Here is a 20599-nt window from a genome sequence, read left to right as displayed (position 1 = left end):
CGAGAGAGGGAGGCCAGCGATGACCGCAGATACGGTGTATGAGGCCTTAACCGTTGATACATTGTCAGAGCGCCTGAAAGACCTCGACGCCTTGACGCAACACGTTGGACAAGACGCGGCGACCTGGCAGGTCAATGAGGTCGGGGACGGCAATCTTAACCTCGTCTTTATCGTCAGTGGCCCCAGCGGCAGGGCAATTGTAAAGCAAGCTTTACCTTACGTGCGCCTTGTCGGCGACAGCTGGCCCTTGCCGCTCTATCGAGCATTTTATGAATATCATGCGCTGACCCGTCAGGCTGCCCGCGATCCGGGCGCTGTGCCGGTCATATTCCATTTCGATGAAGCACAGGCGATGATCATCATGGAATTTCTCGCGCCGCATGTAATCCTGCGTCGCAAGCTGATTGCCGGGGAAAAAGTGGCGGGTCTTGCAGATTTTCTGGGCCGGTATTGCGCAAGGACAGCCTTTCGCGGCTCCGAGCTCTCGATGCAGAGTCCCGCCAAAAAAGCGGACGTGGCGCTCTTTGCCGGCAATGTGGAAATTCCGGCCATTACCGAATCCTTGGTATTCACCGACCCGTATCATGATGCTGAGATGAACAGCCACACCGAAGGTCTGGAGCCCATCATCACGAAACTGCGCAGTGATACCGGGCTCAAGGTCAAGGCGCAGCAAGCATTGCAGCGGTTCGTTTCAAACACAGAAACGATGGTGCATGGCGATTTGCATTCCGGCTCCATCATGTCAACGGACAGCGATAGCAGGGTGATTGATCCTGAGTTCGTTCAATATGGCCCGATGGGGTTCGATATCGGCATGCTATGCGCGAATTTTCTGATGGCCTATTTCAGCCAGCCTGCGCACCGCAGCTCGGACCTTTCCGAGTATCAGGAATGGATTTTAGGGGTGATTGCGGACACCTGTCGCATCTTTGACGAAGAATTTCGTCATCTGTGGGCAACTGAGCGGACGGGCATCCTTTACCCTGCCTCTCTGTTTGAAGATCAGGGACACGACAGCGGCGCGGCCTGTGATGCGGTGCTGGCGGGGATATGGTGCGATGCATGGGCGGTCTGCGGGATTGAGATGCACCGACGGTGTCTGTCCTTGGCGCATAATGCTGATTTCGAGGAAATTGCCGATGTGGCGGTGCGAGCCCAGCTTGAAGCGCGCAATCTGTGCATGGGGGCGGAATTGATCCATGCGGCAGATACGCTGGCGAATGCGCAATCGGTTTGCACCCTGGCGCGGAACTTTAACGGAAAGGACTTCCTATGAAGATCGACGGCACACATTACCGGTCCTTGTGGTGGAACAGCGAAAACAAAGTTCTCGAAATCATTGACCAACGCTGGTTGCCGCATGAGTTTCGCGTCATCCCCGTGGCTACGATGCAGGATTTTGCCGATGCTATCTATCAGATGCGGGTGCGGGGCGCGCCGCTTATCGGGGCCACAGCGGCCTATGGTATGGCGCTGGCGATGGCCGAAGACCCATCGGATGCGAATATGGATGCGGCCTGGACGTTTCTGGAAAAAACCCGCCCGACTGCGATTAACTTGCGGTGGGCATTGGATCGCTGTCGCGCAGCATTGCGGCCTTTGCCCGAGGCGGACCGCGCCGCCGCTGCCTTGACACTGGCACATGAGATTGCCGATGAGGATGTCGAGATCAACCGCCAGATCGGGGAGAATGGTCTGGCCCTTATCCGCGAGATCGCTGCGCGCAAACCGGCGGGCGAACCAGTGCGTTTGCTGACACATTGCAACGCTGGATGGCTTGCGACGGTAGATTGGGGCACTGCCACCAGCCCGATGTATCATGCCCAGGACGCAGGTGTTCCCTTGCATGTGTGGGTTGACGAAACCCGCCCGCGTAATCAAGGCGCGTTGACCGCTTGGGAACTCGGCAAGCACGGCGTGCCACACACTTATATCACCGATAACGCGGGCGGACATCTCATGCAGCACGGCATGGTCGATATGGTGATCACGGGAACCGACCGCACAACCCGGCGCGGCGACGTGTGCAACAAGATCGGCACTTATCTCAAGGCACTGGCGGCACGTGATAACGGCGTGCCATTTTACGTTGCATTGCCTTCGCCCACCATCGATTGGACGGTAAGCGATGGTGTGGCCGAGATCCCCATCGAGGAGCGCGACGTGCAAGAGGTCACACATGTGCAGGGTCTGATCGAGGAGGGCGGCCTTGGCACAGTTCAGGTCACACCCACAGGGACATCAGGGGGCAATCCGGCCTTTGATGTCACACCAAATCGATTGGTCACGGGCCTGATCACCGAACGCGGCGTCTGCGAGGCCTCTGAGGCCGGATTGTCCGACCTGTTCCCGGACTTTGCCAAAGCGGCAGAGTAAGGCCGTGCCTCTTTCGGCAGGGCCCATCGGCAAGGCGAAAAGTGCCGCGCCTGATCTGGCGCGGTTTCCTCCGCGCGATGACGCGCTCTATGTCGAGGCTGCGTGGCTCTATTATCATGATGGTTTGAATCAGAACGAGATTGCGGCGCGTATGCGGATCAGCCGCGCGTCTGTGGTGAACTACCTCAACGAGGTGCGTGCGCGGGACTGGGTGCGGGTGCATCTGGACAGTGATGTGTTTTGTGGCCATCGCCTGGCAGCGCAACTTTGCGCTAAATACGGGCTGTCTGAGGCATTGGTGGTGCCAGAAGGGCCCGTTGATCAGGACGGGGCCGGGGCAAGTGTTGCGCGGGTCACGCGGGCTGCTGCGGATTGGTTGCCCCGGCTGTTGGAGCCCGGTGACAGTCTGGGCGTGTCCTGGGGCGCAACCGTCTATCAGATGGCGCAGCAAGTTCCCTATACGCCGGTGCCGGATCTCACCGTGATCCAGCTTTTGGGCTCGCGCCCGGCAGCACTTGGTTTTGAAGCTGAAGCCTGCACGTCGATGCTGGCGCAACGTCTGGGCGGACAGTGCATCAACCTGCATGTGCCACTTGTGCTGTCCAACAAAGGCCTGCGCGACGCGCTCTGCGATGAACCGGTTGTGCGGGATCAACTTGGGGCATTGGCGACCTGTAACAAGACAGTACTGGCGTGCGGGACCTGTGATGCGGACGCGCATGTCGTGCGCAGCGGCATCCTTAGCGCCGAGGGCATTGCCGATTACCGTGATAAGGGTGCAGCGGGGGTGATTTGTGGCCGATTGATTGACGCAGAGGGCCAACCCATGATCGCGGATGTTGAAAAGCGGATGATTGGCGTTTCACTGGACCAGATGAGGGGCAAAGACATGGCGCTTTTGGTTGCCGCCGGGCCAGGCAGGGCAGGACCCGCGCGAGCAGCCATAAAAGGTGGGTTCGTGACGCATCTTGCGACCAGCACGAGTGTAGCAGAAGAATTGTTGGAGATGACATCATGACGCCTGTGCATCCGCTTTCTGATACGACCTCCACACGGCAAGCCCTGATTGACGCCTGCCTTCGGATGAACGAAAGGCACCTGAACCAAGGCACATCAGGCAACATCTCCGCCCGGATAGACAGTGGCATTCTGATTACACCATCAGGAGTGCCTTATGAGGAGCTGACCCCAGATTTGATGGTCACGATCCCGATGACAGGTTTGCCTGATAGCAATGGCCCGAAACCGTCCTCTGAATGGCCGTTCCACCAGGGTATGCATCAGGCGCGCCCTGACATGCCTGTGGTTCTGCACGCACATCCGCCTTATTGCAGTGTCCTTGCCGTGCAACGTCGATCAATCCCGGCATGCCATTATATGATCGCGGCCTTTGGCGGGAACGATGTGCCGATTGCGGATTACGCGCTGTTTGGCAGTCCGGAACTTTGTGCCAATATGGCGCAAATCATGGCAGACAGGCATGGCTGTCTGATGGCCAATCACGGGGCGACGGTTCTGGGCGAGACCATCGACAAGGCCTTCTGGCGTTTGGAAGAACTTGAAACGTTGGCGCGCACGTATCTGTTCAGCAGCATCGGCGGCGAGGCTTTCATTCTGTCGGACGCTGAGATTGCCGAGGTGATGGTCGCCTTTCAGGACTACGGACCGCGGGCGGCTGAGGACACATAAAGCGAGGGGAGACATCATGAAGTATCGTACATTGGGACGGACCGGGTTGAAGGTATCGGCCATCACCATGGGAACGTTCACTTTTGGCGGGCGCGGCGATTTCGGGCGCACAGCAAGTCAGGGCGTGAGCGATGCCCGCGTGCTTGTAGACACGTGCATCGATCATGGCGTTAATCTGTTTGATACGGCGAATATGTATTCCACGGGGCTCTCCGAGGAGATCTTGGGCGAAGTGCTGGAAGGGAGATACAATGATGTTCTCGTCACCTCCAAAGCGCGGATGCCGATTGGGGATGGCCCCAATGATGAGGGCGTGTCGCGCTGGCACTTAATCCGGGAATGTGAACGTTCGCTCAAGCGGCTGCGTACAGATCATATCGACATCTACTACATGCATGAATGGGACGGGCTGACGCCTGTTGAGGAAAAGATGGAAGCGTTGGACACACTGATCCAGCAGGGCAAAATTCGTTACGCGGGCTGTTCAAACTATTCGGCGTGGCATGTGATGAAATCCCTGGCCGCCGCGCCGCGCCATTCCAGTCGTTTCGCCACGCAGCAAATTCACTACACAATCGAAGCACGAGAGGCGGAGTACGAGCTCTTGCCCCTGTCTGTTGATCAGGGGCTTGGCGTGCTGATCTGGTCGCCGCTGGCCGCCGGGTTGCTGTCGGGGAAACATCGGCGCGGTACAGGGCCCGCCGAAGGATCGCGCCAGTCTGAGGGCTGGAACGAGCCGCCGATCCGCGACACAGAGCGTCTTTGGAACATCGTCGACACGCTGGTTGAGATCGGTGAGGCGCATAACGTCGAGGCCGCACAAATTGCCCTTGCATGGCTTTTGACCCGTCCTGCGGTGGCATCACTGGTGGTGGGCGGGCGCACCGCTGATCAATTTGAGCGCAACTTCCGCGCGGTTGATGTGACACTGTCAGAAGATGATTTGACGCGTCTCAACGATGTCAGTCGCCTGCCACTGATCTATCCGTACTGGCACCAGCACAACTTTGCCCGGCCCCGTTTCGGCGACGCGGATCAGGCCTTGCATGCGGACTACCCGGATCGGCATTACGGCGGAGAAGACCCGCTGGTTTAGGGCGCGGCGCCCATTTTGAGGCCGGTTTCTCTGGCAAATCGTATTCTAACTTGAGCATGTTGCCTTGGATCTACTGCCCGGTCGCAGCCTTCACGATGGACTGCATGGCCAGCATCCCGGGATCGTCCATACCGATGCTCTTGTCGCCAAAAATGCGCGCGCGCCCAATAGTGGCGGGTTTGTCGCGGAAATCCTCAAGGGCTTTATCGACGGCTTCTGCTGCCGCTTGTGCTTTGTCACCCTCTTCTGCCGTAGCTCTTGCGACGTAATCAAGGCTGTCCAGGACGGTTTTACCGCCCAGTTCCGCCTTGCCGCGCTCCTGCATCTTGTCACGCGCACCAGCGACCAGATCCGGGATGCCGGCGGGATCGATGGTGTGCGATCCACGCAGGGTTTTGGCCGCGCTCATCAGGCCGGTGGCCATCAGCGTGCCATAAGACGACCCGGACGATTTGGTAAAGGCCTGCGCGCATTGAAACAGCGCCATGCCGATGTCGTCGGGCAGGTCGTCTTTCATCTCGGTGATGGCGCGCATGCCGCGGGCCATGGTCACGCCCAAATCACCATCCCCAAGCGCCCCATCCGCCGCGTTGAGCATATCAAAATCCCGCTCCATCGCCTCAGTGATACGGTCTATTGCGCCAAGTAACATGTCCCGCGTGATGGTCATCTGACGCTCCAGAAAGCGCAATCGCAGGGGGCGTTCAGCAGGGCTTCCAATTCCGCGTCCAATTTGCACAGGGTGAAAGATACACCTGTCATCTCCATAGATGTCGCATAACGCCCAACCAATGGCATGACGATGGTGGCACCAGCGCCCTCCAAACGGGCTTTCACGGTGCGATATAGAATATAAAGCTCTTCCGGCGGCGTTGCTCCCAGCGAGTTCACCATGACAGAAACCCGATCACCGCTGGCCACGGGCATATCCGCCAACAAACGATCCATCATCTCACCCGCGATCTGATCCGCCGTTTGCAGCTTGCCGCGCCAGACACCGGGCTCCCCATGAATCCCCATGCCCATTTCCATTTCATCATCGGCAATCTCGAAGGTCGGTTTTCCGGCCTGAGGCACAGTGCAAGGCGACAACGCAGCACCGATGGAGCGACAAGCGTCCGCAGCTTTTTGCGCCACGGCTGTCACGCCATCAAGGTCACGGCCTTCTTCGGCAGCGGCACCGGCGATCTTGAATGCGTAGACCATACCGGCCACGCCCCGGCGTTTTTCAGCTTCTTCCGGGGCCGCCGAAGCTACGTCATCTGCCAGCAAAACGGTGGAACAGGTGATATCCTCAAATTCCACCAATTCTCCGGCCATGTCGAAATTCATCACGTCGCCGCCGTAGTTTCCGTAAAGTCGCAGGACACCCGCGCCGGTATCTGCCGCCCGGATCGCATCTGCCATCTGCTCGGCAGAAGGTGAGGAAAAGACATCTCCAATGGCACAGGCGTCCAGCAACCCTTCGCCCACATACCCGGTGAAGACAGGCAGGTGGCCCGAGCCACCCCCGGTGACGATGCCGACCTTACCCTTCTTTCCCGGCGTGGCGCGCACGACGACCTTGCCGTTATCGCCCTGCAGTTTGTAATATTCAGGATGCGCGGCTGTCATGCCGGCCAGCATTTCAACTACGTAATCTTCTGGTTTGTTGAGTATCTTTTTCATCTTCTTCTCCCCTCGGTCGGGACTGGCCCGTTATTTCGGTGATTTGGCAAAACTCTCGCGCAGGGCGGCGACGGCGTGGGTGTTCATGACCATGACGAGGATCAGCAAAACGCCCCAGATCAATTCACGCGCAAAGTTTGAGACCTGAAGCATGTTCAACCCGCTGGACAGGAATTGCATCGATAGGACGGCAAGGATAACGCCGATCACCCGGCCATATCCGCCGTATGGATTTACGCCCCCTAACACGGCTATCAAAACGGCCAAGAGCAGATAGGACGAGCCATAATCCGCCTTGGCAGAGTTCGCACGGCTCATGATGATCAGCCCTGCAACGGAGGAAAACATGCCCGAGATCACGTAAACCTTGAGCAGCATGCGGTTGATATCGATCGCGGCATAGAGCGCGGCGACGGGGTTTGCGCCGTACATGGTAACGCGCAAGCCAAAGGCCGTGCGTGTCAGGATCAGGTGCAGCAGGATGGCAAGGACCGCAAACAGGATCAACGGCACGGGAACGCCAAATATCTGCGAGTTTCCGATCAGGGCCACGGTGTCTGGAAAGCCCATCACCGCACTGCCGCCGGTCATCGCGATGGCAAATCCAGTAAACACCAACCCTGAGCCCAGCGTGGCCAGAATGGGTGGTAGGCCGAAGAAGGCCACAAGCGCGCCGTTTAGCAATCCAGCCACGGCGCCAATGGACATTGCGGCGGTGACGGCGAAGGCAAGCCAGGCTGCGGATTGGGAGGCAGGCATCGACGGGTCGGAGAACTGCGTCAGGATGAGTGCTGCGGCGACCGCCGACAGGTTGGCTATGCCAACAACAGACAGATCGATCCCGCCAGTCATCATGGTGATGGTCATCGCCAAGGCAAGAATGGCGAATTCAGGGAACTGAAAGGCCATCGACGTGAGGTTTTGCGCCGAGAGAAACCTGTCCGGTGACAGCACAGACATCAGGCCAAAGACAAGCACCGCAATGACTAACAGGCGGAATTCCGGAGATGCGGTGATATCGCGAGTGGGGGAGTGTGTTGTCATAATGTCCTCATCCTGCCCGCGCGGCCGCCCGCTTGGCGCGGTAGGCGGGAACGCCGGTGCCCAAGAGGATTAAAATGCCGATGGTGACGGATTGCCATGTGGTCGGGATACCGATGACAATCAGGCTGTTCTGCACGATGACGATAAGCGCAACACCAAGCAGCGTGCCGGTCAGCGTGCCATAGCCGCCAATTAATCTCGCACCGCCCAGAACGACGGCGGCAATCACCGACAATTCCAGCCCGACCAGTGAGAACGGGTCCGCCATGCGCCCGACCGAGCCGTGGATGATCCCGGCAAGGCCGGCCAGCGCACCGACGTAGACATAGACGAAAAACTGTGTCCACTTGACGTTGATCCCGATGCGCCGTGCGCTTTCGACCGACCCGCCGATGGCATAGATCGACCGTCCCAACATTGTTTTCTTGAGGATTAACCACGTCAGCAAAATCACGAAAAGCAGCGCCAGCGCAGCCCATGGAATGGAATAAAAATTCCCGGCCTCAGTTGTGCCGCGCGCCAACACACCGCGCGAAAAGTCCCGCATGGCGGGCGGCAAATCCGAGATGCGTTGTGAGCCAATGAAGGTCAGTAGAAAGCCCCTGAAAACCGACAGGGTGCCGAGCGTCACAATCAGCGTGGGCAACCCCAGAAAGGCGATGAAAAAGCCATTTATCGCTCCCAACATGGCGCCGAAAACCACCGACATAGCAAAAATCAGTGGCCACGGCGCACCGGGCCAGATGGTCAGAAACAGCACCGACGAGGAATACATCGCAAAGACAGCGATGGCTGTGAAACTTACGTCGATCCCGCCGGACACCAGAACGAGCATCGCACCTACAGCAAGGATGCCGATGACAATAGAGGCGCGCAGAAGGTCCGATACGGTCGTGATCGTAAAAAAGCGCGGGTCCGAGATAGTAGCGATGATGCAGAACAGCACGATGACACCAGCGACCAGCGTTTCATTGCGCGTCCAGAAATCTTTGGGAAACCAGTCGTTCATGAGGCCAGCCTGCGCGCAAGATCTTCTTCGCTCACAGACCGTCCGTCCAGCGCGTCAATGATCCGCCCATCACGCATCACGAGGATGCGGTGACAGGTGGCAAGCAATTCAGGCAAATCATCCGAAATCACGATGATCCCGATGCCCTCACTGGCAAGGTCGCGAATGATGTGATGGATATCGGCTTTGGAGCCGACATCAACACCGACGCTCGGCCCGTTCAAGATCAGAACCCGAGGCGCGCGCGACAACCATCGGGCCAGAGCCACACGCTGCTGGTTCCCACCAGAGAGCGACTGGACTGGTGCGTTAACATCAGGCGCTTTGACGTTGAGCCTTTTAAGCCAGTCGGTGGCTTCATCCACCAACCCCCCCATGTTCAGGAAACTGCCGTTTGTGTGGGCGTCAAGCCGCCCGATGGCGACGTTGCGCAGGATGGATTGGCTCAGGAACAGGCCTTCTGTCAGGCGATCTTCGGGGACATATCCGATCCTCGCCATCGAGGCTGCTTGCGGATCACCGGTGGGGATGGGCTGCCCGTCAACGGTGATCGTGCCGTCATCCGGCGCGACCAAACCGAACAACGCCTTGGCGACTGAAGTGCGTCCGCTGCCCAAAAGCCCGGTAATGCCAAGGACTTCACCTGCCCTGAGGTCGAAACCAATGTCCGCAAAGGACCCTTCTTTCGTGAGTCCCTGCACTTGCATGAGTGTTTCCGCCCCGGACATCACGTCGCTGGGCGGCACTTCGGGAACGTCACGTCCGGTCATGTGATAGGTCAAGGATTGGGTATCGAACTCTGACGCCGGGCCTTCCGCGACTTTCTTGCCGTTGCGCAACACGACTACTTTTTCAGACACCTCAAGCACTTCGGCGAGTTTATGGCTGACAAAAATCACCGCGACACCGTCTTCTTTGAGCATGCGAATGATGCCTTGCAAGCGACGCACCTCCTTTTCGGTGAGCGCCGTTGTCGGTTCATCCATGATAATAAGCTGCGCCTGAGACGCCAGCGCACGGCATATGGCGACAAGCTGTTTTTGTGCAACGGGCAGGGACTCCACGCGAGCGTCCAAGTCGATCGTGACGCCGATGCGCTCTAGCGCTTTTTGCGCAATTTCCCGGGTGGCTCCGGATTTGTAGAAATGTTCGTGTTTGGAAAGCTGCGTCGCAAAGGCGATGTTCTCAGCGACGCTCAGGTTCGGAAACAGCGAAAAGTCCTGAAAAATCACCATGACCCCGGCGGCGGCTGATATGCGCGGGTTCAAAACAGGACGTTCTTGTCCAGCGATGTGCACGGTGCCTTCAGTGGCGGGTTCGACACCCGAAATGATCTTGATGAGCGTCGATTTGCCCGACCCGTTTTCCCCGGCAAGGCAAACGGCTTCACCCGGCTGTACGGTGAAATCGACGGAGTCGAGCGCCGTGACACCAACGTAGCGTTTGGTGATCGCGCGCAGGTCGATGAATGCGGTGTCATGGTCAGAGGACATGAACAGCCAACTTGAATTACGTGTTTCGGGAAAATGCGGGGCGGCACATGGACCGCCCCTCAGAACAGTTGATCAGAACGGGTAGTCCGCCATATTGTCCGCGTTCACGTTCACCCATGCTTGACCATAGATGACCTTGCCATCAAGCGAGATGCTTTCGTAACCCGGCAGGCCAAGGTCCATGCCGTCGGTCACCTCTTCGCCGTCCATGACCATAACAGCCAGCTTATTCATTGCTTCGCCGGCGACGGCCGGATCCCAGAAGCCGATGCCATCAACCGCTCCGGTCTCAATGTACTGGCCCGCAATGGAGGGCAGGGAAGTGCCAAAGACACAGCTTGCGTCTTCCATGCCGCGCTCTTCAATCGCGCGTCCGATACCTGCCACGTCGGTGGAGGCCGACCCTTGCATGCCCTTGATGTTCGGGAAGGCGCGCAGCACTTCTTGCGCCTTGGTGTAGGCCTGTTCCGCGTCATCGAAGGTTTCGTTCTTGTCACCCACCAGTGTCATATTCGGGAAGTTGGCTTCCTGATGTGCGATGGCACCATCAACCCATTGGTTATGTGTCTGTGACGTCAGCGAGCCCACGAATACGGCGTATTCACCTTCACCGCCCATGCAGGTGGCCAGTTGCTCCATCAGGTTCGCGCCAAAATCTTCGTTTACGAAGGCTTCGAGATCATAGGTCGTGTTCTGCTGGGCTGCGGCTTCATGGGTGATGACTGCAATACCGGCTTCCATGGCCCGTCCCAGAACCGGCTCAAGCGCTTCGGGTGACATCGGCACGACCGCCAGCGCATCAACGCCTTGGGCAATCATGTCTTCGATCAAAGCAACCTGCTGCTGCGGGTCAGCTTGTGCCGGTCCCACTTGAAATGCATTCATGCCGCTTTCCTCGGCGAATTTGGTGACGCCTTCTTCCATCCGGTTGAACCACTGAATGCCCGCGATCTTGACTACCGTGGCGATGTCTTTGGAATGTCCATCGGCTGCAACCTGTGTGCCGAGAAGCGCCGTCGATGTCAGCGCCGCGCTGGCCAACAATTTAAACTGGGTATTCATCTATTCTTCCTCCCTAAACCCGTATTAGCGGGTCGTTTGCCGGAGTCAGGCCTGCGCCAAAACTCCTTTAGAATGCGTCGTGTCATGCCGCAGTATCAGTTAGTCACATTGTGGCAGCAGCGGCTAATCTCACACTTGTGCATTGACTGCACGTTTGTGACTATATAAATTGACACCCCTAGGTCAAGATATTTTGTCGCAGTTCTCCGGGAGCAACTTAACGGGTCATGCTGATGCATAAACGTCAGGCTGATCATGATATCGCGCAGGCGGCGTGGTTGTATTACGTGGGCAATCTGAGCCAGCAGGAAATCAGCAAACGGCTTGGTATTTCCCGCTTCAAAGTGTTGCGCATGCTGGCTGATGCACGTGAACAGGGGCTTGTTCGGATCACGGTCGAGCATCGCACCGCACAGACGTTGGCCTTGGCGGACCGGTTGGTGAATGCCTTTAACTTGCAAGAGGCGCAGGTTGCACCCATTGAGGGCGAGATCGGTGATGATATCCTTGCGCGTAATGCGGTCGCGATACTGGCGAGTGGCTATCTTGCGCGGATCGCAAGTTCGGACGCGCCGGTCACTGTCGGTGTTGGCTGGGGCCGCACATTGTCTGGGATGGCGGATAACTTAACCGGTGTGCGCAACAGCGGTCTGACGTTTGTGTCTCTGATGGGGTCAGTGACCTATGCCTCGCACACTGCGCCCGGCGATGTTTGTGTTCGGCTGGCAGCACAGACAGGCGGGCGGGCGATCCTGATGCCTGCGCCTTTTGTAGCAGATAGCGCATCAGACTGTGAGCGCATCATGGCACAGCGGCTTGTGCGTGACGCAATGGAGTCGGCCTGTGGGGCAGATCATGCCTTGATGAGCGTCGGCGAATGCGGCGAAGGCGCCATTCTATTTGATAGCGGGATTTTCAGCGCGGACCAGATCCAGCAATTGCGTCATGCAGATGTGGTCGGAGACTGTTGTGGCGTATTTTACAAGGCGGACGGATCGGTCGCGGATATCGAATTGAACCGCTGCACACCCTGCGTTCGACCAATGGACATGGCGGAGATGGATACCGTTCTGCTTGCCGGAGGCGCTGGTAAGCTCGCTGCAACACTGGCGGTTCTACGGGCTGGTTTCGTAAAGAAACTATTGGTAGATCAAGCGTTGGCGGTCGCGCTTCTCGCCGTCATTGAGAAAGAGCATGACTAATTGGAAGGTGCCCCGAGGTGTGATTTTTTTCACGTTTTGAATGACGTTTTCCGCAGCCTGTTTCGCAGGCCGGCTGCGCAGATTTGCCGGGCGGTGGGCATCGAGTGTCTGGCAGCTGATTGCGCCGCACTCTGCTAGTCTGGGGCAGGCGAGCCAAGCGGACATCGATAAGAAACTTGCTAGCTCTTTGTCGTTAGACAGGTTGGAATTGAGAGAACGGGCTGGTGCGCGCAATCAATTGAAACGCCTCCCTGCGAACCTGCGCCTGAACGGCGAGATTTGTCCGATATTGGTCCCGGCACAATGGCGAGCGGATGTCACGAGGCGAAAACCTTGAGGTCGGATCGGACCTGTGCGCTTGTCGATGGTGTTCGGAAGGACTGGTGGATATTGATTCGGCGTTCGTGCAAAGTCCTTCTGTTTGATCGCGCCGCCTGTCAACATCTGTCACGACGCCCCCCACTGCCCCAGCGGTGGTTTACCTTCACACGATAAGAGGGGAGCTGGCCGCATTGAAACAGCGCCTCACAGAAATCTGCGCAACACCTGTTCGCTCTGGGGCAGACGGGCGCACCACGTCCCGCACCGTGAAGATCGGCAGATCAAACACCGCCTGACAGGGCATGGCGCTGCGATGTCCCGAGAGCGGTCAAGAAGGTCTACAGGGTTTTGAATATGTTGGGCCTGCAACTCGGGGACAGGCGCCCGAAGTGCCGGGCACAACCGGTCTGGGAGACGAACGACCAGATACGGTCCGTTCAAATGAGATTTGAGGCATGCTTTGCCTGTCAGGCGATTGTGCAAGCACACTCAGCCGAACGGGATTCTGGCGATGAACAGTTGCCGACGGGCCGCAAGAGGCAGCGGCTGACAGCGGGGGATAAAAGCGCTCGGATCCAGCGGATGCGGATCCAAGGTTCAGCCACAAAGGACGTGATATTTATCGCCCCGCCAGCACGCGTGTGGCGTCAAACCGGTTGTCCGGCTACGATCCGGGTGGAGAACAGCAGCAAATTTTTCGCTCTTGGCGTCAAGCTGTGGACCTGTGCAAACCAGGTCCCGTGAGACGTCTCACGGCCCAGTAAACCGACTGACAAAGCATTCGTCCATGCGCTTTGACAGTTGGCTCGAATTTCATGCCAGACGTGTGCCGGTCGCCTCGCCTGGGCGCGAACGGCAACGATACGAAAATCGCTTCCGGCTGCGGGTCCTATTTCGGCGACGGCAGTAGTGACAGAACCTTCGGCGGTGGTGACAACGATACGACTTTTCCCAGAGTCGGGACAACAAACTAGACGGTGGCGCTGGTGACGATCAGATCAACAGTGGTAACGGAACTGATGTTTTTGCCGGAGCGTCTGGCGATGAAAACTCGGCGTAAGACGCCGGTGATGACAAGCTGCGCGGTGGGTGCGGCGACGATTATGTCTCTGGCAGTGGAGACGATGATGTTCTCTTCGGCGGCGTCGGTGACGATGCGCTGGTCGGGGGCGCCGGTGAAGATGTGCTGGTGGGACGCACGGACGCTCAAGTCTTAAAATTTTCAGTTGCGAGCAACGGTGTGAGCCACGCCCGCATGAACCCACCAGACACGGTCGATAGGTTTGAAGGTGTCGGGAAGGTCGGCGGTGGCATAATCGATCTCTCCATGACCGACGCCAACCGCTCTCTGCCCAGGTCCCAGCCATTTGTGTTCGCCGGCGTTCAAACGTTTGATGGCAGTGTCGCTCTGGCTGCCGGAGAGTTGAGGCTTATGGAAACTGTGGGTCAAACCCGCATTTTCACCAGTCTTGATGATGAAGAATATCAGGAACTGGCAACTGAGGATCAAGGATGGTGTTGGCGTCACCGCAGCAGACGACATAACTGATGATTTGTTTAGGTGAACCGGGTGCGAATATGTTTGTGTCGCCTGCCCATGACGCCACCTTAGATGACACGCACAATCGGCCTGTTGCATGCGTTGGCAGTCTGTAAATTTCCGTTGCACAAGGCCATTGATTTCAAGGTGCCAAACCAAATGGTTGGTGACCGAATGCGATCTCGCCCCGCAAGCTCGGCTGTTGCGTCTGAATGGGTCTGTTTTTGAGTCTTCTGGGGGGTCACCCCATGTTTGGTTACCATTGCAGACCTCAGTGATGACGCTCTGCTAGTCACCGATCAGCCTTTTTGTGGCGGCATGGCCGCTCTAGATGCCGTTCTTTCGATACGTCTCGTCAATAGGCGCAATGGGGTCAAAATGTGGGTCGGATGGTTGATCTTTCCGATTGCCTCGCGATACCCAGGCGCTTTGTCCGTGCATAAAGAGAGTGGCCTGTGAAGGCGGATGTGTTCAAAACGGCTTTGGCAGCCTTTGCATCCTGTCGGGCTGTCAAACGAAAATCCACCAAATGCCCATTGGCAACATTGGCTTGGCTTCGGTATCGGCAGTTGCCGACCGCAGCGATGAGAAACGGCTACATCACTTATTTAGGTCTCATCCCCTGCTCGGCAGGCGATTGCGATACAATCTGGTGAGAGGGGCATTTCTGTTCTGGCTGGTGCGATCTAGGGATGTTCCGTTCTCTTTGCGAGTTCCGTGTCAAACTTCTGCGCCCGAAGAAACACGGTCGCGCGATCCACGTCCATGCCCCGCTAGAAAATCTGCGCATTCTGGCAAGACAGCAGATATCGCATTTGCATCTGGGCTGCGCATGGAATGACCACACGAAAGAAGCGATGTCTCTTGAACAGCTTTCTTCCCAGAACAATTCCCGCTTTTCAGGTCCCAAATGCCAGGCTAATGCATGCGTTAGCGAGCTCTGTTCAATTCCTGTTTGTAATGCGCTCGGGCGAAAAGCCGTGCAAACTAGTCAGGCAACGCAGCGCGAAGTCGCCGTTTTCCCTTTACCATTCTTAGATGCTTTTGATGCATACGCAAATTCGGCAGCTTTCATTTCTGACGAGGAACCAAAATTGGCTAAGAATATTTCAACTGATCCTTTGCGAATGAAACAAGAAAGCGATCAGCAGAGCGCGCAAGAAGCGGAAAACCTCGTCGGTATTGCCAAACTTGAACCCCTGACGGATGGCGGTATTCGGACGTCAGAGGTTCTCTCGCAAGCCCTTAGCTTAGTTCCCCAGCACCACGACGCACAGATACTGCAGGAACGGCTTCATCAAATGTTTGTTCCCCGCTGGCACTTTCCAATGCTGGCAGACACGGCTCGCAACAGCGCATATGCCAAGGCCATCGAGGCGAAAGTGCAACATGGAGACATTGTGCTCGATATCGGTTGTGGTGCGGGTTTGACAGCTATGTTGGCGGCTCAGGCCGGTGCGAAACACGTATATACTTGCGAGCAGCAACCCTTGATAGCACAAGCAGCAATCCAGGTCATTGAAGACAACGGGCTCAGCGACCGCATTACGGTTATCCCGAAATCGTCGCACAATCTGGTCGTCGGTGTGGACATTCCGGAACCTGCTGATGTCGTAATCTCAGAAATCGTGGACACCGTCTTGCTCGGCGAAGGGGCGTTGGCGACACTCACGCATGCAATGTTCATGCTTGCCAAACCCCAGGCGCGCACCGTCCCTGAACATGGGACACTAAAGGCCCAACTCGTTGAAAGTGAAAAACTGCTTGATCTGTGGCGGCCGGGAGAGGCGGAAGGTTTTGATCTCAGAGCTTTTCATCGCTTCTCAAAGATCGCGCAAATTACGCCAAATGATTTTGCGGCGCTTGGCCTCAATCCTTTGGGACCAGCATCGGAGCTATTTCAATTTGATTTCGCCAAACCGAATGTAAAACCAGCGCGTGCGACAGAAGACCTCTTCTGTTCCGTTGCAGGTACGGCTCACGCTGTGTTTGTGAGCTTCGAAATGCAACTAGCCTCAGATGTCTTGTTGACAAATGGGTTGCACTCCGACGGTCATTGGGGCCGGACGGCTTTCTTATTGGACCGTCCAAAATCTGTAACGCTTCAGAATCGTTTGAGAATCACAGCGCAGCATGACTCGTCACAATTAAGTCTGTCTGTAGATGAAACAACGTCTCGCACAGCCGATGCCGTCAAAGCAACCGGATGGTTGAAACGGGCATTGGATTTGTCGCCTGATGCGTTGGACTCGCACAACTTGACCTCTACGGACAACGCCAAACGTAGCCAGTCAAAGACCAACGCGGGCTTGCAGAACCGCGCCAGTTGAACCGCAAACAGCATTTTCAATTAGGCTGAGAGTCCACTTGCATCTGTTTACCTTCGGCTGAGTTCTCCCGGAGCTGGCCTTTGTTATCTAATCGCACAGATCGAGTGACAACGTCATTTCGCATTGAGCGCTTGATGTTTTCTTTTCGACAGGTCTGTTGCAAATGGTTTGATCACCTGCTGCTGCGCTCTTCTGGTCACCACCGTGGGGCACTGTGGTCGCCACAGATTTTAATTTTGAATTGTCACTAGGGGTATCGGCTTTTTAGTCTTTTTACCCTGGCACAAGACACAGCACTCAAAACGCACAGAGGTGAAAAACCAACATCTCACCGGCTCAATGCAAGCGGGACATGAAAGACTCAGTTGCTTTCCATACTACCTTTTAAATTGAGGCAAAGTTTAAGTCTCTTGCTTCACGATAACTATCCGCTTGGCGGCATCAAGTTTCTACGATCCGGGAGCGCAAAACGCCCATATTTTGAGACAGTTTCTTTCGGCGTTGTTGACCAATGCAATGGAATAGGACCACACTGCATTTATTAACAACCAAGGAATTTTTTATGCCGGCGCCCACAGAATGGCTAAGTCCATTTCAGGTAAATACAGGATCGGCGACAACAGGCGGGCAGACACAACCGAAAATAGTAGGGCTTGCGAACGGGACCATTGTCGTAGTGTGGCAAGAAGGTGTCTTGGGAGCTATCGGGACAGCAGCAGGAACAGACATCATCGCGCAGAGATACAGCGCTACCGGCGAGGCTTCGGGTGACCCATTCCGATTGAACAGCAGTTTTTTTGTAGATAACGAACGCGACTTTGATCTGACGGCAACGCATGATGGATTCGCGATCGCGTATGTCGATGACGATATTGATTCCGCCAATGCCTCTGCCATACGCTATGAGCGTTTCAACCTTGCTGGATTCCAAATTGACAGCGCGACGATAGCGACAGAAACCACTGCTGAAGACGATCTGCGCAACCCTCAAATTTCAGCAAATCTGATTGCGTCCAACGATGATGTCTATGTCAACTTTCATGACAATGATGGCACAGATACGGACATCAATGCCAGGGTGATTGACCAAGATGGACTACTGGGAGCGCAATTCGCTTCCGCACAAAACAGCGCGGATCCTGATCGTTTGGGTGACGTAGCGGTACTCACCAATGGCAATTTCGTAACTGTTTACGAAGAGACAGATGCTGGTGTTGAAGGCATCGAATTCGTCATTCGTACCCCTGCGGGGATAGCTGGCGTTGTCGCCAGCGCCGTGGCCGGTAACGCCACAGATCCTGCGGTCACAAGTTTGGCCGGTGGCGGATTCGTTGTGACCTACACGACCAACAACAACGATGTGTTTGCCAGAACCTATTCAAACACAGGTGTTTTTCAGGGACAGGTCATCGTTGCCTCTGGGCCCAACAATCAGAATGAAGCAGCGGTAGTGGCGCTGACCGACGGTGGCTATGTCATAGCTTGGGATGATGATACCAACAGCAACTTGTTTGCACGGCGTTTCAATGCGGACGGGACGCCTGATGGTGCACGGTTCACTGTGGAAAATGCCAACACGACAAATATAGATGTCGGCCTGGCCAGTGATGGGCGTATATTGTTCACATGGCAAGGCGATCTTGGTGAGATATTCGCCTCTATCTGGGATCCCCGCCCGTCGACGATTGATCCGGACGACTACATGGTTGTAACGGAGAACTTTCTGGTGTCGAGATCCGTCACAACCGGCGTTGCTGGATCGACCGTTCTGGCAGGCCCCGACGATAGCATTGTATTGGGTCAAGACGGCGATGACACGATTTTCACAGCGAGTTTTGGTCGTTACTTTGGCGGTGGCGGCAATGACACGATCCATTACTCCGGAGCAAGCCCGGTTGTCGGTTTGCGACAATTAAGCGGCGGCACCGGTGTTGATACGCTGAACATGAGCACCACAACCACCGATCAAAATGTGAACCTTGCAACCGGAGATACAAACTTCCCGGTGGAAGTCTTCACGGATTTCGAAAACATAGTATTGGGCAGCGGCAATGATACAGTTACCGGAACGGCGGGGGCGAACGTTATCGAGACCGGGAATGGGGCTGATACGATCAATGCGGGCAATGGCAACGATACCATTCTTGCGGGCGCGGGAAACGATATCATTAATGCCGGTGGCGGCAATGACACTATTGAAGCCGGCGCTGGAAACGATGTGATCACATCGACAAATTTCAGCGGTGCAGACCAGATCTTTGCTGGGAGCGGCAATGACACGATCACATCGTCGGGTGAAGATACGGTGTTTGGAGAAGCAGGCAATGATACGATTTTTGCGGGTCTGGGCGCTGCCGAACTTCTTGATGGGGGCAGTGGGATTGATACCCTCAATACGACGCTTTTTGGCTTTAGTTACACTGTTAACCTGGCCACAGGCTTGACCAGCATCGTGGGCGAATTGTTCTCTAACTTTGAAAACATCGTCTCCGGAAATGGCAGCGACACATTGTTTGGCACTGCTCAAAACAACGTCATGTCGGGACGCGGTGGGAATGACCAAATTCTGGGTTATGCGGGTGACGACTCCCTTCAGGGTGGCAATGGCAATGATACCCTGAACGGAGGTGAGGGGAATGATTTTCTTGATGGCGGTGGCGGCGCTGACAGGATTTTCGGCGGCGCTGGCGCGGATGATATCGTCGGAGGTATTGGCAACGACCTACTTGTTGGGTTGACCGGGGATGACGGGATTGTCGGGGGTTTGGGAAATGACATCCTTCGAGGTGCGGAAGGCGATGATTTTCTGGAGGGCGGCGATGGCGATGATGCGGCCTATGGTGGCGACGGTACTGATAATATCGCAGGAGACGCCGGGAATGACACGCTCAATGGCAGTGGCGGCAATGACTTCATTTCGGGCGGGTCTGGCAATGACTTGATCATCGGGGAAATCGGCGAAGATATCCTGTTCGGTGACAACGGCAATGACATCATGCGCGGCGGTGGCGGTGACGATGTCATGGATGGTGGCAGCAATGATGATCTGATGTTTGGTTCGGCCGGAGAAGACTTTCTGCAGGGCGGCGACGGCAATGACACGCTGGAAGGCAACGCGCAGGCCGATGAACTTTTTGGAGAGAATGGGAATGATATCCTGCGCGGTGGCGATGGGTTTGATTTCCTCGATGGCGGTGCCGGAAATGACATTTTGGTCGGTGGCAACGGCAAAGACATTCTGGTGGGCGGTTTTGGCATGGACATTCTGCGCGGCAATGCGCAGGCTGATACGTTTGTCTTTGGAAGCGTCAGCGCGTCGACTTTGGCCCTTGCCGATATCATTGACGGGATCGAAGGTGTCGGTAACGCAGGCGGTGACGTCATCGACGTGTCGGGTATTGACGCAAACTCTATGTCCGGTGGCAACCAGTCCTTTACCTTCCTTGGCAATGTTTCCAACACGGTTGGGTTGAATTTTGGTGCCGGGGGTTTGTGGGTGCAAAATGCAGGCGGTCAAACGCGGGTGTTCGGGAATACTGATAATGACACGACCATAGAATTCGCAATTCGGATCAATGATGGATCAGGGATTACGGCAAGTGACTACCTGAGTAGCGATTTCATTTTATAGGACAGTTTGCAGTATAAGCCCTGAGTTGCAGGCTGTGCGACCATCGTTCTTTTTGGCACGGAATTCCCGCCCTGAAACTGCAAGGCAAAAACTTTGCTTTTTGCTGCAGTGTACTTTGATTGATGCCGCGCAATT

The 20599-nt window shown here is 56.1% G+C and carries 16 protein-coding genes; 8 read left to right on the top strand and 8 right to left on the bottom strand.

Going from position 1 to position 20599, the window contains the following annotated elements:
- The first annotated feature begins 19 nt into the window (after positions 1-19).
- The 5 genes from mtnK to R8G34_10925 are packed head-to-tail and all read left to right on the top strand — an operon-like array spanning position 20 to position 5164.
- A complete protein-coding gene (gene mtnK, locus R8G34_10945; protein ID MDW3223388.1) occupies positions 20-1279 on the top strand; it encodes an S-methyl-5-thioribose kinase in 1260 nt (419 codons plus the stop codon).
- Positions 1276-2379 carry an S-methyl-5-thioribose-1-phosphate isomerase gene (gene mtnA / locus R8G34_10940; GenBank protein ID MDW3223387.1) on the top strand — a complete coding sequence of 368 codons (1104 nt, stop codon included), beginning with the start codon at positions 1276-1278 and terminating at the stop codon, positions 2377-2379. The genes mtnK and mtnA overlap by 4 nt, the downstream gene beginning before the upstream one ends.
- A gap of 4 nt (positions 2380-2383) precedes the next feature.
- The gene (locus tag R8G34_10935; protein MDW3223386.1) at positions 2384-3397 is read left to right on the top strand and encodes a sugar-binding transcriptional regulator; all 1014 of its coding nucleotides are present in this window, start codon (positions 2384-2386) and stop codon (positions 3395-3397) included.
- Positions 3394-4068 carry a class II aldolase/adducin family protein gene (locus R8G34_10930; GenBank protein ID MDW3223385.1) on the top strand — a complete coding sequence of 225 codons (675 nt, stop codon included), beginning with the start codon at positions 3394-3396 and terminating at the stop codon, positions 4066-4068. Before R8G34_10935 ends, R8G34_10930 begins: the two co-directional genes overlap by 4 nt.
- Positions 4069-4084: 16 nt before the next feature.
- The gene (locus R8G34_10925) at positions 4085-5164 is read left to right on the top strand and encodes an aldo/keto reductase (GenBank protein ID MDW3223384.1); all 1080 of its coding nucleotides are present in this window, start codon (positions 4085-4087) and stop codon (positions 5162-5164) included.
- A gap of 70 nt (positions 5165-5234) precedes the next feature.
- On the opposite strand, the gene R8G34_10920 is transcribed toward R8G34_10925, so the two are convergent.
- The 6 genes from R8G34_10920 to R8G34_10895 form a co-directional block, all read right to left on the bottom strand.
- On the bottom strand, positions 5235-5834 hold the full coding sequence (locus R8G34_10920) for a dihydroxyacetone kinase subunit L (GenBank protein ID MDW3223383.1): 600 nt from the start codon (positions 5832-5834) through the stop codon (positions 5235-5237).
- Entirely contained in the window at positions 5831-6832 is a 1002-nt protein-coding gene (locus tag R8G34_10915; GenBank protein ID MDW3223382.1) for a dihydroxyacetone kinase subunit DhaK, read from the bottom strand. Before R8G34_10915 ends, R8G34_10920 begins: the two co-directional genes overlap by 4 nt.
- A 30-nt stretch (positions 6833-6862) precedes the next feature.
- Positions 6863-7876, bottom strand: coding sequence for an ABC transporter permease (locus R8G34_10910; GenBank protein ID MDW3223381.1), 1014 nt, complete (start codon positions 7874-7876; stop codon positions 6863-6865).
- Positions 7877-7883: 7 nt separating this feature from the next.
- The gene (locus tag R8G34_10905) at positions 7884-8885 is read right to left on the bottom strand and encodes an ABC transporter permease (GenBank protein ID MDW3223380.1); all 1002 of its coding nucleotides are present in this window, start codon (positions 8883-8885) and stop codon (positions 7884-7886) included.
- Positions 8882-10378, bottom strand: a complete 1497-nt coding sequence (locus tag R8G34_10900; GenBank protein MDW3223379.1) for a sugar ABC transporter ATP-binding protein — start codon at positions 10376-10378, stop codon at positions 8882-8884. The genes R8G34_10905 and R8G34_10900 overlap by 4 nt, the downstream gene beginning before the upstream one ends.
- 72 nt (positions 10379-10450) lie before the next feature.
- Entirely contained in the window at positions 10451-11440 is a 990-nt protein-coding gene (locus R8G34_10895) for an autoinducer 2 ABC transporter substrate-binding protein (protein MDW3223378.1), read from the bottom strand.
- 227 nt (positions 11441-11667) lie between these two features.
- On the opposite strand from R8G34_10895, the gene R8G34_10890 reads away from it, so the two are divergent.
- Positions 11668-12642: a sugar-binding domain-containing protein gene (locus tag R8G34_10890; GenBank protein ID MDW3223377.1), complete on the top strand. Its 975-nt coding sequence runs from the start codon at positions 11668-11670 to the stop codon at positions 12640-12642.
- A gap of 1291 nt (positions 12643-13933) precedes the next feature.
- Here R8G34_10890 and R8G34_10885 read toward each other — a convergent pair.
- Positions 13934-14173, bottom strand: coding sequence for a hypothetical protein (locus R8G34_10885; GenBank protein MDW3223376.1), 240 nt, complete (start codon positions 14171-14173; stop codon positions 13934-13936).
- 12 nt (positions 14174-14185) lie between these two features.
- Positions 14186-14602, bottom strand: a complete 417-nt coding sequence (locus R8G34_10880; protein MDW3223375.1) for a hypothetical protein — start codon at positions 14600-14602, stop codon at positions 14186-14188.
- 1028 nt (positions 14603-15630) lie between these two features.
- On the opposite strand from R8G34_10880, the gene R8G34_10875 reads away from it, so the two are divergent.
- A complete protein-coding gene (locus R8G34_10875) occupies positions 15631-16833 on the top strand; it encodes a 50S ribosomal protein L11 methyltransferase (protein MDW3223374.1) in 1203 nt (400 codons plus the stop codon).
- A 562-nt stretch (positions 16834-17395) separates the two neighbouring features.
- Positions 17396-20464: a calcium-binding protein gene (locus R8G34_10870; protein MDW3223373.1), complete on the top strand. Its 3069-nt coding sequence runs from the start codon at positions 17396-17398 to the stop codon at positions 20462-20464.
- Positions 20465-20599: the final 135 nt, after the last annotated feature.

The organism is Paracoccaceae bacterium (assembly GCA_033344815.1).
In the GTDB taxonomy this organism is placed as follows: Bacteria; Pseudomonadota; Alphaproteobacteria; order Rhodobacterales; family Rhodobacteraceae; genus Roseobacter.
This window is presented reverse-complemented; position numbering and strand designations above follow the sequence as displayed.

Coding starts and splice junctions, on each gene's coding strand:
- R8G34_10895 (MDW3223378.1), bottom strand. CDS start 11,440: ATGAATACCCAGTTTAAATTGTTGGCCAGCGCGGCGCTGACATCGACG.
- R8G34_10915 (MDW3223382.1), bottom strand. CDS start 6,832: ATGAAAAAGATACTCAACAAACCAGAAGATTACGTAGTTGAAATGCTG.
- R8G34_10875 (MDW3223374.1), top strand. CDS start 15,631: ATGAAACAAGAAAGCGATCAGCAGAGCGCGCAAGAAGCGGAAAACCTC.
- R8G34_10900 (MDW3223379.1), bottom strand. CDS start 10,378: ATGTCCTCTGACCATGACACCGCATTCATCGACCTGCGCGCGATCACC.
- mtnK (MDW3223388.1), top strand. CDS start 20: ATGACCGCAGATACGGTGTATGAGGCCTTAACCGTTGATACATTGTCA.
- R8G34_10870 (MDW3223373.1), top strand. CDS start 17,396: ATGCCGGCGCCCACAGAATGGCTAAGTCCATTTCAGGTAAATACAGGA.
- mtnA (MDW3223387.1), top strand. CDS start 1,276: ATGAAGATCGACGGCACACATTACCGGTCCTTGTGGTGGAACAGCGAA.
- R8G34_10890 (MDW3223377.1), top strand. CDS start 11,668: ATGCTGATGCATAAACGTCAGGCTGATCATGATATCGCGCAGGCGGCG.
- R8G34_10880 (MDW3223375.1), bottom strand. CDS start 14,602: ATGCAACAGGCCGATTGTGCGTGTCATCTAAGGTGGCGTCATGGGCAG.
- R8G34_10920 (MDW3223383.1), bottom strand. CDS start 5,834: ATGACCATCACGCGGGACATGTTACTTGGCGCAATAGACCGTATCACT.
- R8G34_10905 (MDW3223380.1), bottom strand. CDS start 8,885: ATGAACGACTGGTTTCCCAAAGATTTCTGGACGCGCAATGAAACGCTG.
- R8G34_10925 (MDW3223384.1), top strand. CDS start 4,085: ATGAAGTATCGTACATTGGGACGGACCGGGTTGAAGGTATCGGCCATC.
- R8G34_10910 (MDW3223381.1), bottom strand. CDS start 7,876: ATGACAACACACTCCCCCACTCGCGATATCACCGCATCTCCGGAATTC.
- R8G34_10930 (MDW3223385.1), top strand. CDS start 3,394: ATGACGCCTGTGCATCCGCTTTCTGATACGACCTCCACACGGCAAGCC.